Origin of the sequence: Chryseobacterium sp. RU33C (genome assembly GCF_900156015.1) — a bacterium.
Taxonomy (GTDB): domain Bacteria; phylum Bacteroidota; class Bacteroidia; order Flavobacteriales; family Weeksellaceae; genus Chryseobacterium; species Chryseobacterium candidae.
In genome coordinates, this window is sequence record NZ_FTMT01000013.1 from 79589 (window position 1) to 92174 (window position 12586).

A 12586-nucleotide genomic window follows, 5' to 3' on the forward strand; every position below is an offset into this window, starting at 1 on the left:
ATGTCAGGACATTACGAAGCTCCGATAAGGGAACCTCTAATTATTGGTCACAAAACTTATCACGATATTACAGAAGATATCGCACGACCTATCGAAGAAAGAGCAGGTAAATTATGGTGGATCTCATTATATGCTGCACTAGTTCTATTCCTCTATGGATTCGGCTGTATCGCTTACACTATCGGGACAGGTATTGGAGCATGGGGGCTTAACAGAACTATTAACTGGGGTTGGGATATTACCAACTTCGTATGGTGGGTAGGTATCGGTCACGCCGGGACCCTAATCTCCGCAGTATTATTATTATTTAGACAGAGATGGAGAATGTCTGTAAACAGATCTGCAGAGGCAATGACGATCTTTGCGGTTGTACAGGCAGCAATCTTCCCTGTAATCCACATGGGTAGAGTTTGGGTTGGATACTGGGTATTCCCTTTGCCAAACCAATTCGGTTCTCTTTGGGGGAACTTCAACTCTCCTCTACTTTGGGACGTATTTGCGATCTCTACGTATTTCTCAGTATCAACTGTATTCTGGTTCATGGGACTAATCCCTGACTTTGCAATGATCAGAGATAGAGCTAAAACTCCTTGGACTAAGAAAATTTATACATTCCTTGCATTCGGTTGGGGTGGTAAAGCAAAACACTGGCAAAGATTCGAAGAACTTTCTTTGGTTCTTGCAGGTTTGGCAACTCCACTTGTATTCTCAGTACACACAACCGTATCATTTGACTTCGCCACTTCGGTAATTAAAGGATGGCACTCAACAATCTATCCTCCTTACTTCGTTGCTGGTGCAATCTTCTCAGGATTTGCAATGGTACAGACCCTATTGTTGGTAGCAAGAAAAGTGTGTCACTTGGAAGAGTATATTACAATGTATCATATCGAAATTATGAACATCGTAATCATCTTAACTGGTGGTATGGTAACTGTAGCTTACGCAACTGAATATTTCATCGGATGGTACTCAGGTTCAAGATTTGAAGATTTCACATACCTTTCTCCAGGTGCTGCTGTAGGACCTTACTGGTGGGCATTCTGGTCATTGATCATCTGTAACCTTGTTATCCCGGCTTCTTTCTGGTTCAAGAGACTTAGAACGAACATTATCTGGACATTCATCGTTGCATTAATCATCAACATCGGTATGTGGTTTGAGCGTTTTGATATCATCGTTATCAACCTTTCAAGAGACTACTTACCAGGATCATGGACTATGTTTAAGCCAACGATCATTGATGTGGGTGTATACTTAGGAACAATCGGATTCTTCTCTGTATTATTCTTATTATATGCAAGAACATTCCCTGTAATTGCACAGGCTGAATTAAAATCGATTTTGAAAATCTCAGGTGAAACTTATAAAGCAAAAGAAGGAGATGAGCACCACTAAAATTGTATACGGACTTTATGCTGACGACGACGACTTAATGAACGGCGTTAAAGCATTCAACGATAAAGGAATCGCAATTAACGAAGTTTATACTCCGTTTCCGGTTCACGGACTAGACAAAGCTTTAGGTTTAAAGAAAACCAGAATTTCTGATGCCGCTTTCATCTATGCTTGTTATGGTGTAACTATCGGTGCTACTCTTACATGGTATGTGATGAATCACGACTGGCCTCAGAATATCGGTGGTAAACCCGCTTTTGACTGGGGACACAACATGCCGGCATTCGTAGTTCCAATGTTCGAATTAATGGTATTCTGTGCAGCTCACATGATGTCTTTAACTTTCCTGGTTAGAAACAAAATGTATCCAGGAGCTCCAGCTCAGAACCCGGACCCAAGAACTACTGATGATAAATTCATGATGGAATTCGTAACTGAAGATGTAGAATCTGTAAAACAGTTGCTTATTGAAACTGGAGTTGAAGAAATAACTGTTAAAGACGCTTAAAATGAAAAAGAATGTATTAAAAATTACAGCGGTTTTAGGTTTAACAACAGTTTTACTTAACTCTTGCGGACCAAAGGAGAACACTCCGCTGGTATATTTCCCGGACATGTATTTTCCGGTAGCTTATGATCCGTTGATGAAAGCTCAGGATGCTTATTCAGATCATGAAAATGAAATTCCTGCTTTTGTTAAAAATAATGGTGCAACAGGTCTTTCTCCGGTAGAAGGATCAGTTGCTCAAAATAAAGATGGAGTTTTTGAAGAAAGCTTATTACCTAAAAATGTTGATGAGTACAATGCAGGGTATGAAGCATCTAAAAAACTTACAGTATCTCCTTTGAATCCGGCTAACGCAGCGAAAGATCTTGAAAGAGGAAAAATATTGTTTGATCATACTTGTGCTGCATGCCATGGAACAGGAGGTGATGGACAAGGACCTATCGTTCAAAGTGGGGCATTCTCCGGGGTACCTAACTATGCTGACAGAGAAATTACTGTAGGATCTGTTCATTATGTATTAACAAACGGTAGAAATTCCATGGGATCTTATGCTGGACAATTGAACGCAGGAGACAGATGGAGAGTAGCAATGTATGTGATGAGTGCTTTCAAAAAAGGAGCAGCAGCACCGGCAGCAGCTACAGCGGCGGCACCAGCAACAACTGAAACGACTACCGAAACTAAAAAATAAGAAAAGAAATGTATAGTTTTTCACCAAAATTAAAATCAACTTCTATAATACTTCTTGTTGTAGGTTTAGTTCTTTTCGGTATTGGTTTCTTTTTGAACAAAGGAATTTCTACTGAGAAAATAGAACAAATGATGGAAGCTGTTCATGCTTCCGGTCATACCGCTCCTACACACTCAAGTGAAATGGTTGGACCTCAGGATCACGCGGCTCACCTTGAGCATGCTACCATGCAGGTACACAACCAGCCTTTAGCAGCAATACATTTTGTAGCTGTATTTTTCTTTGGAGTAAGCTGCTGCGTATTATTCTTCTATTCTATTCAGCACGCTGCACACGCAGGATGGCCAATCATCATTACAAGAGTAATGGAAGCTATTGCTTCTTATATTCCTTATGGTGGTGCAATCCTGGTAATCCTGATGATCTTAAACATCACTCATAATGGTCACTTATTCCACTGGATGGACCCTGCTTTAACAGATCCTGAAAATCCACACTTTGATGTGATCTTATTCGAGAAGAAAAAATTCTTAAATATTCCTTTCTATGCAGTAAGAACTTTAATCTATGTGATTGGTGCTTCTTTCTTCGCTTGGAAATTAAAAGCTCAGTCTAAAAAAGTAGATGAAACAAAGTCTAAAGTAGAGTATCAAATGCTTTACAGATGGGCAGTAGGATATATTGCATTCTTCGGATTTGCTTCTGCAGCTTGGGCTTGGGACTGGTTGATGTCTATTGACCCTCACTGGTATTCTACAATGTATATCTGGTATTCAATGGTTAGCTGCCTTTCAAGTGGTATCGCTGTAATCATTCTATTAAGTGTTTATCTTAAGAAAAATGGTTTCTTACCACAGTTCAATGACAACCACTTACACGATTTAGGAGTATTCCTTTTCGCTACAAGTATGCTTTGGACATATACATGGTTCGCTCAGTTCATGCTTTACTGGTATGCCAACGTTCCGGAAGAGGTTAACTACTTCTTCGGTAGATTCCAGCACTACTCTCCTACTTTCTTACCGATGTTGATCATCAACTTCTTATTACCACTATTGGTATTAGTAAGCAGCAGCATCAAGAGAAACTACAAAGTAGTTACTACAATGGCAGTAGTGGTGATCTTAGGACACATATTAGATTACTTCAACATGGTAATGCCGGGAACGGTAGGACCATACTGGAACACTCCTGAAGTATTCCTGTTAATCCTTGGAGCCATCTTATTCGTAGCCGGATTATTTATGTTTACTGTACTTTCAGCTTTATCTAAACTGAAGTTGATCCCTACAGGAAACCCATTCTTACACGAATCTGAAATTTATGAGTATCCTTTCTAAGGACTTGTAACAAAATAAAATGATAAAAGACTGATTGTTAAAACGATCAGTCTTTTTTTATGCATACAAAACAACAGATATTTATGCACCTCTATGATGGGATCAAAAACTTAACAACACATTACTATGAAAACAAAACTTTTCATTTACTCATTCTTCCTTTTTTTATATAGTTTTATTTCTGCTCAGACAATCACTTTTGTTTCTGAAAAAAGTAATACTCCCCTTCCCAGAGTTTCAGTGTTTGGGAAAGATGGAACCATTGTAGCGTATTCTGATATTGAAGGTAAGATTGACAAACAGTTACTCTCGCCTTCTCAGGAAAAGTTTCAGCTTGTCTACAATAATTTTCCGGTTGCCACTTTATCTTACTCAGACTTTGATCAATCCGTTATAAAAATCAATGATCAGGTAAAAGAGATTGAAGCCATAGTCATCAAAAATAATAAGCCTGACAGGTATATTTTTATCAAAGGAAATTTTAATGCTTATGTAACGGTAAATAATAAGCTTAACAGCTATGCCGATGGAATTGTAACCTACATCTTTGACAATAAAACAAAAAAACTGAAAAGTACCAATGTGGAACAGTACAGAGTTTTCAGACTAACGGACTCTAAAAACGAGAAGAAAGAAACTTCATCATGGGATTATGGAAATTCTCTACAGATTCCCAAACTAAAAAATGTGGGAAATCCGGAAGAATATAAAACAAAAAGAAATACCATCAGAGAATTGAAAGGTGATCGTAACGATCAGATTGAAGTAACGGGTGGAGCACTTCAGGAAAAAGAGTTTTCATTTTTCGGATATAAATTTTATGATATCAGAACCATTTTGAATATGTCCTTTGAAAAGGGATCAGAAAAGACGCTGAAAGATTTCCAGGAATACAATGAACTTGTTTTTGTTAAACTAAAACATAAAAGCGAACCCGAATACAATCAGATTGCACTTTACACTAATTTCTATCCTACGGAACTCAGCTTCAATAATGACAACGATATTGAAAAGGTAAAATTCAATAAAGATAACAGCAGTTATCAGACATCTTACTGGAAGGATTCTTCATTCCCCAATATGCAGACCATCTTCAGTAATTTTTTCAAAGGAGACTTAAAAGAACAACCCAACAAAAAGTAAAAATATAGGATTATGGCTTCCGTGATCAAGAAATAAAACAAGCCATAAAACATAAAGTGAAAATAAAATCCAGTATTAATAAAGGTTTTATTAAATTTGCAACAAACCAAATAAAAATGAAAAAGTTTTCTTTTCTACTTGTTTTCAGTCTGTTGCTTTTTACAGCATGTAAGAAAGATCATGTAGATGCTACGAATACTAAAACGCTGCAGTCAAGTATCAATGATATGACTTCCAGTTTACCTACCATTAAGCAGATTAAGTTTAATGAAGCTCTTTATATACTTAAAACATTTGGAGTAGAGGCAGATGGTGATATCAATGAGCTAAAAGCCCTTGGAAAACTGATTAACGGGAAGAAAGTTCCTGAAATCATGTCTTTGGCTGACGAAGTTGCACAGAAAAACGGAATAGAATGGGCCAGTACTGCCCCGCCATCACTGGGAGAAATGAATATCTTCGGGGATGATAAAGCTAAAGAAAGCGATCCTAATGATGTAAAAGCAGGATCATTAAGCCTTGTGACAAGACCTACAGGAGATGACGGAACCGGAGCGCCTACGGCCATTCAGATTGTTCCAAGACTTGTAGATGCAGCCGGAAATCCGGTATCTTTCACAGGAGCCGGCCTTGAAGCCACTCTTGAAGTCTTCAGCAATGGTGTAAGATTGGCTACAGCTAAAAACCTGATGCAGGATAATAACTTTAAAGGATTCAATTTAAAGTTTTCATCTATTCCTGCTTCAAAAGTGGTAGATAATAAAATTGACATCACAGTTTCCGTAAAAACTACGGCAAAAACTTTCAAAATGTCAAAAATCGGACTTGATGTGAATGCAGCAGCTCTGAAAGTTCCGGCCATTCCAAAAACGGATTCTACAGCGGTAACAGAACAGCCAAGCGCAGTGGTGGATCCAAACAATCCTACAGCACCTTCCGGAACAACTACAGATCCTGCAACAGCTACTCCTGCAACACCAGCTGCACCCAAACAGCCTACTGCAGATCCTAAGAATACTGTAAGCAAGTTCCTGAACAGTGTAAGTTCTCAGAATTTAAAAGCCGCATACGAAACAGCCAGCAATCCAAGCTGGGGAAGCTATGAATCTTTCTCAAATCCTACTTCAGGTTTTGGATCTGTAAAAAATGTAAGTGTAAAAAACATTACAACAAGTGGAGCTAATGCTAATAGTGCCAGCGTAAATGCTACTTATGATGTAACGGATAAAAGCGGGAAGACAACTTCTTTAAAAGTAACTTTCGGACTTAAAAATGTAAATGGAGACTGGAAAATTTCCAGCTATAAAATCAATTAATAAATGGCTTCAGCAGAACTGATCAAAAGATTAGAAGAAACAATTGAAAATATCCCCGATTTTCCGATCCCGGGAATACAGTTTAAGGATATTTCACCCATCTTTCTAAACCCAAAACTTTATGAAGATGTTATTGCAGATCTTGCTGCTTTCAGTAAAGGGAAAATAGATGCAGTCTGCGGGATAGAAAGCCGCGGTTACCTTTTTGGGATCGCAATTGCTGTAGCATTGGAAGTACCTTTCGTTTTAATCAGAAAAGCCGGAAAGCTTCCTCCGCCTGTCATTTCAGAAAAATATGATCTGGAATATGGAAATGCCATAATTGAAACCCGTGAAGGACAGATAAAACCCGGACAAAGAGTTTTAATCCACGATGATCTCTTAGCAACGGGAGGAACTACTGAAGCAGCAGCAAAATTGATAGAAAAGCAGGGAGCAATTGTCTCACAGTTTAGTTTTCTTATCGGTTTGCAAGGTTTGAATGGTGACGAAAAACTGAAAAGATTCGGTGCAGAAATTTACCATATTTTAGGGTATTAAGATTCAATATATATGCTTCGACTCCGCTCAGCATGACAACGCTAATCATTTACTGTGAGATTAAACCAGGGAATATTAGAAGTGTCACGCTGAGCGGAGTCGAAGCGTTTTTTATAAGAATTTACATTATTTGTTTAAATAAAATCAACAATATAAACAAAGTATTTTGTAAATATCTCAGAAACAATTAAATTTGCATTTCAATTTTTAAAAACTTATGGCAAAATTGGGAAAGAGTGCTCAGCATGAGCAAGAAGGTAAAGAAACGGTTGAGTTCTTTAAAGACCTTGACAGAGAAGCTTTAAACACTGAAAGATTTGTTGAAAAATATTCAAAACCACTGGGTTTAATATTCGGAGCATTGATTTTGGGAGTTTTAGGATTCTTTGCTTATAAGCAATTTGTGATTGCTCCAAAGAACACTGAAGCTGTAAAAAGTTTCCTTGCTGCTCAAAAAAATCTTACAGAAGGTAAAGATAAAGATGCTTTAGGTGGAAAGTCTGCTGCTAATCCTGGCTTTATAGGAACAGCCAACGAGTATTCTTCTACTGAAATTGGTAAACTTTCTGCTTACAATGCCGGTTTATTAAAATTCAAAGAAGGAAAATTTCAGGAAGCATATGATCTTTTGGATAAATTTTCTTCCAAAAACAAAACTCTGATGGCAATGAAATATGGAGCTATGGCTGACGCAAAATCAGGTCTTAACAAAAACGACGAAGCTCTATCTTTATTAGACCAGGCCGCATCAGCATCTGATGATCCTTATACGACTTATTATTTTACAAGAAAAGCAGGTATTCTTGCTTTAGGATTAAAGAAAAATGCAGAAGCTAAAAAATACTTCTCTGCAATTGATGAGAAATATCAGGACTACGACAACGGAATGTCTGATTCTTATATCGAAATGACTAAATATTATTAAAAAATGGCAACAGTTAATCTTTCCGATTACAAGCCACTTCATATAACTAATGCCGAAGATTTTTCTATCGGCATTGTTTTTTCTGAGTGGAATGATTTTGTAACGTACAATCTTCGTGATGCAGCTTTGGAAATCCTTGAAAAAGAAGGAGTAAAAACAGAAAACATCAAACTTTTCCCTGTACCAGGAGCTTTTGAATTAAGCTATGCAAGCATGCAGCTTTGCAAAGAGAGAAAATATGATGCAGTAATCTCTATCGGATGTGTAATCCGGGGGGAAACACCACACTTCGACTATGTATGTTCTGCAGTAGCACAGGGAATCAAAGACTGTAACATCATGACTGATACTCCCACAATCTTCTGTGTATTAACAGATGACACCAAAGAACAATCTGTCGCAAGAAGCGGCGGTGATCTTGGAAACAAAGGCGTAGAAGCAGCCGTTACAGCGCTAAGAATGATTGATTTCAAAAAAAAATTATCTGATAAAAAAGGAAATATCGGTTTTGGACACTCTTAACTGCTTATCCACTTTGACAATATAATGGACTATTTTTTAATAGTCCTTTTTTATTAGTAGATAAATAATTCTAAAATCTTACTAATAACAAGGATGTTTTTCTTTTTTTCAGTCAAAAGTTCTCTACAAAAACTATCTTTGTGAAAATTAATAAAGACGGTCAAGACATGTTTTTAAAAAAAATAAAGCCCTTCCTGTATTTAGGAATTTTTTATCTTATTATTTCTTTGATAATAAGAGCAGTATTCTTTTTTCATCCAATTACTACCGCTAGTTTCGGATTTTTCGAAGTTGTAAAAGTTTTGCTGATAGGTCTGGTGAATGACGTTTTCGTCTTCATATTGGCCAGCTCTATTCTTGCCCTTTACTTCCTCTTTCTTTCGGATTCAAAATATAAAAAGCCTTACGGTTATACTATTCTGGGAGCGCTGGTTCTATTCTTCCTTTATATCTGGCTTGTTCCGAATAATATTTTCAAGCAGTATGGAGGTTCTGTTATGGAGATCGCTCTTGTTTTTGTAGGAATAAAGACGCTTTTCTTCGGATTGATGCTGTTTCTTCCTACACAAAGAATTAAAATCCGTAACACCCTATATTTCATCACATTACTATTATATGTTCTGCTGATCATTTTCAACGGAGTAAGTGAATATTTCTTCTATAATGAATTTGGAGTACGTTATAATTTTATTGCAGTAGATTATCTTATTTATACGAATGAGGTGATTGGGAATATCATGGAAAGTTATCCGGTTATTCCTCTGTTTTCAGCCATCATGATCGTTACCCTTGCCATCACCTGGTTTATTTATAAGAAAACAAAAAATGAACTGCTGGAACTTCCTGATTTTAAACAAAAAATGGTGCTGCTGGGCAGTTATATGGTACTTTGTGCGTTGAGTACACTGGCAATACCTTCTTTGATGCAAATCAGATCCGACAATGTTTTTGCAGACGAAATTGAAGCCAACGGACTTCCCAAGTTCTACTGGGCATTTACCCATAATGAGCTGGATTATTTCCAGTTCTATTCACAGATTAACCAGCAGCAGGCTGAAAAGAATTTCTTAAGCCAGTATCCACAACAGACTTTATCAAGGACTGTTGCTGCTGCACAGCCTGAAGTAAAGAAAAACGTAGTATTGATCTCCATTGAAAGTCTTTCTGCAGATTTCATGGAACACTATGGTAATACCCAAAAAATTACTCCTTTTCTGGATAGCCTTGCTGATAAATCACTGATGTTTACCAATCTTTATGCAACCGGAAACAGAACTGTACGCGGACTGGAAGCTTTGACATTATGTATTCCTCCTACAGCAGGAGAAAGTATCATCAAGAGAGATGATAATAAGAATAAGTTCACCACCGGGAGTGTTTTCAAGTCTAAAGGATATGATGTCAAATTTTTATATGGTGGATACAGCTATTTCGATAATATGCAGGACTTCTTTGGAGGAAACGGCTATGGTATTGTAGACAGAAATAATTTTAAACCTGAAGAAATCACTTTTGCCAATGTTTGGGGTGTTGCTGATGAAGATATGGCCAGAAAAGCTATTCAGGTGATGAATGCTGAAGCAAAATCCGGAAAACCATTTTTCAATCACTGGATGACAGTTTCCAATCACAGACCGTTTACTTATCCTGACGGAAGAATTGATATTCCCGGAACAGCAAAATCCCGTGAAGGCGGTGTAAAATATACTGATTACTCGCTTAAATTGTTCTTCGATATGGCTAAGAAACAAGACTGGTATAAAAACACAGTTTTTGTCATCATTGCAGACCACTGTGCATCCAGTGCCGGAAAAACAGAACTTCCTATGGATAAATACAGAATTCCTGCCATGGTATTTTCTGAAGGATTTATTCAGCCTCAGAAATTCAATGCCTTGATGTCTCAGATAGACGTAATGCCTACCGTTTTGGGGCTATTAAACTTCAGCTATCAGTCTAAATTCCTGGGCCAGGATGTATTCAAACCCGAATTCCAGCCTAAAGCTTATGTGGCAACCTATCAGGATCTTGGATTTATCAAAGGGGAACGTTTGACCATTATTTCGCCGGTAAAAAAGGTAAAACAATATTCTTTAGAACTGGAAAAAAGTGATCTGAAACCGGAGTTTAAACTGTATTACGACGAGAAATTATTAAAAAATCCAGATCAGAAACTGGTAGATGATGCTATATCAGCTTATCAGTCTACCTCTTACTGGCTAAAGACAAAACAACTCAACAGATAAATATCTAGGTATTTTCGCTTATAATCTGGCGTAAAATATTTAAATTAACCCATAAATTTATTAGTATGAAATGGACAGACGACAGAGGCGGAAACGTTGATGACCGCCGTGGTTCAGGAGGCGGAGGAGGCGGTATGATTGTAGGAGGCGGACTCGGAACTTTAATTATAGCAGCCATCGTATTCTTTTTGGGAGGTGATCCGTCCGGTATTTTGAATTCCGGCGGCATGCAGCCTTCAGGAAACTCTGGAGAACAAAGAGAACTTACAGCCAGCGAAAAACAGATTGGGGAAATGGTTGACATGATGTCCGGATGGAATACCTTAACCTGGAACCAGATATTTAAAGAAAATGGGATGACTTTTTCTGAACCCAGAATTGTTCTTTTTGAAAATACAACCTCTTCAGCATGTGGTACTGCTCAATCTGCTATGGGACCATTCTATTGCCCTGCCGATCAGAAAGTTTATATGGATATGAGCTTTTTTGGTGAGCTTCAGCAAAAATTCGGAGCTAAAGTAACTGAGTTTACCGTAGCGTATGTTCTTGCTCATGAAGTAGGACACCATGTTCAGACTCTTTTGGGAACTACTCAGAAAGTAGATGCGTTAAGAAGAAGCGGAAGATATTCCGAAGAACAGATGAACAGAGTATCCGTTGCTACAGAATTACAGGCTGATTTCTATGCCGGAGTATGGGCAAAAAGAACCAACGATAGCAAACACATTCTTGAACCGGGAGATATTGAGTCTGCCATAGATGCTGCAGAAGCAGTTGGCGATGATAATATCCAGAAAAGAGCACAGGGATATGTAAATCAGGAAAGCTTTACCCATGGATCTTCAGCTCAGCGTAAAGAATGGTTCATGAAAGGCTACAACACCGGAGATATCAGGCAGGGAGATACTTTCAACCAATTATTGAAATAATTTTATCAGATTTATTGATTATATAAAACAAAAATGTGGTCTCATGTGAGACCGCATTTTTTATTACAATTCGATGGGATTAGAATTTTTTCTGGCTTCTTCTTTCACCCTTTCTTCCATTCTTTTTCTCATATCAGCAGGATTCTGATTTCCGCCACCGCCTCCAGGGCCTCTTCCTCCTCCGCCTATTCTCATCGGAGCACTGATACCTCCTGCACTCTGACTCATGAATGACATGGGATCCGTTTTAAACTTTTGCTGCTGCTTTACATAATCTGTTCTTTTTACCTTTAGCGTATTTCCAAACTGATTCAAAGTTGGAAATTCTGCAATTTTATAATTTTTCATTAAATCGAAAGAGTAATCTCCTTTGTCATCCTCTACTTTTACAATAAGCCCTGGAAGTCCTCCGAACTTATAAGGTCCATCCTGATAAGGAAGATCTGTGGTAAACCATGCTGTCCATTTTCTTCCTCCAAAATCGGTTTCTGCTTTCTGAACTTTATATTCACCTATTTTCCTTGTCTCTGACTGTATTTTCCAGTTCAAAGGCCGATCTTCTTCGTAGGAGTAGATATCACGTCCGATTCTGTCTTTAAAATAGGTCTTTTGATTTGTTTTATCTTTTTCAATGGAATAGCTGATATTGGTTCTAAGACTTTCCATCTGGTCTCTGTTGATGCTTGCTCTTCCGCCTCCGCCCTGAAATGCCCTTTGCATGATAGAGTCTCTTTTGATTCTGTTTTCAGAATAAAACACTGACTTTTCCGGAGAAATATCCAGATAAGCATTTTCCGTTTTGATATCTGTTTTATTTTCCGCATCTGGCTTCATAGTGACCTGATACACAAACCTGTTTGTCTGTGCAGAAACATTCTGTATGAAGAGTGCCAACGCGATAATACCTAATTTTTTCATTTATATTTTTTATTTTTTTGAATTTAAAAAAGAGAACTGTATAAAATGATGATTTCTATTTTTTATAGATCGAAAATACGATTCAAGGTTAAATCCGTAACGAAATCTTC

General features: G+C 37.6%; 12 protein-coding genes. 11 read left to right on the top strand and 1 reads right to left on the bottom strand.

What is annotated here, in order from left to right:
- The 11 genes from nrfD to BW946_RS12360 all read left to right on the top strand — a co-directional run bounded on the left by nrfD (window position 1) and on the right by BW946_RS12360 (window position 11558).
- Entirely contained in the window at window positions 1-1398 is a 1398-nt protein-coding gene (gene nrfD, locus BW946_RS12310) for an NrfD/PsrC family molybdoenzyme membrane anchor subunit (protein ID WP_034691792.1), read from the top strand.
- Entirely contained in the window at window positions 1385-1906 is a 522-nt protein-coding gene (locus BW946_RS12315; RefSeq protein ID WP_027371993.1) for a DUF3341 domain-containing protein, read from the top strand. The genes nrfD and BW946_RS12315 overlap by 14 nt, the downstream gene beginning before the upstream one ends.
- Window position 1907: 1 nt before the next feature.
- On the top strand, window positions 1908-2597 hold the full coding sequence (locus BW946_RS12320) for a c-type cytochrome (protein ID WP_076596468.1): 690 nt from the start codon (window positions 1908-1910) through the stop codon (window positions 2595-2597).
- Between the two features lie 8 nt (window positions 2598-2605).
- Complete coding sequence (locus tag BW946_RS12325) at window positions 2606-3937, top strand: quinol:cytochrome C oxidoreductase (protein WP_076596469.1); 1332 nt, start codon at window positions 2606-2608, stop codon at window positions 3935-3937.
- Window positions 3938-4063: 126 nt separating this feature from the next.
- Entirely contained in the window at window positions 4064-5080 is a 1017-nt protein-coding gene (locus BW946_RS12330; protein WP_076596470.1) for a hypothetical protein, read from the top strand.
- Between the two features lie 116 nt (window positions 5081-5196).
- Window positions 5197-6396, top strand: coding sequence for an NTF2-like N-terminal transpeptidase (locus BW946_RS12335; protein ID WP_076596471.1), 1200 nt, complete (start codon window positions 5197-5199; stop codon window positions 6394-6396).
- A gap of 3 nt (window positions 6397-6399) precedes the next feature.
- Window positions 6400-6936: an adenine phosphoribosyltransferase gene (locus BW946_RS12340; protein ID WP_076596472.1), complete on the top strand. Its 537-nt coding sequence runs from the start codon at window positions 6400-6402 to the stop codon at window positions 6934-6936.
- 217 nt (window positions 6937-7153) lie between these two features.
- Window positions 7154-7861, top strand: a complete 708-nt coding sequence (locus BW946_RS12345) for a YfgM family protein (protein ID WP_076596473.1) — start codon at window positions 7154-7156, stop codon at window positions 7859-7861.
- Between the two features lie 3 nt (window positions 7862-7864).
- Window positions 7865-8383 carry a 6,7-dimethyl-8-ribityllumazine synthase gene (ribH, locus tag BW946_RS12350; RefSeq protein ID WP_076596474.1) on the top strand — a complete coding sequence of 173 codons (519 nt, stop codon included), beginning with the start codon at window positions 7865-7867 and terminating at the stop codon, window positions 8381-8383.
- A gap of 167 nt (window positions 8384-8550) precedes the next feature.
- Window positions 8551-10629, top strand: a complete 2079-nt coding sequence (locus BW946_RS12355) for an LTA synthase family protein (protein WP_076596475.1) — start codon at window positions 8551-8553, stop codon at window positions 10627-10629.
- 65 nt (window positions 10630-10694) lie between these two features.
- On the top strand, window positions 10695-11558 hold the full coding sequence (locus BW946_RS12360) for a KPN_02809 family neutral zinc metallopeptidase (protein WP_076596476.1): 864 nt from the start codon (window positions 10695-10697) through the stop codon (window positions 11556-11558).
- Window positions 11559-11621: 63 nt separating this feature from the next.
- Here BW946_RS12360 and BW946_RS12365 read toward each other — a convergent pair whose 3' ends face one another.
- Complete coding sequence (locus BW946_RS12365) at window positions 11622-12476, bottom strand: GLPGLI family protein (RefSeq protein WP_076596477.1); 855 nt, start codon at window positions 12474-12476, stop codon at window positions 11622-11624.
- Between the last annotated feature and the right edge of the window lie 110 nt (window positions 12477-12586).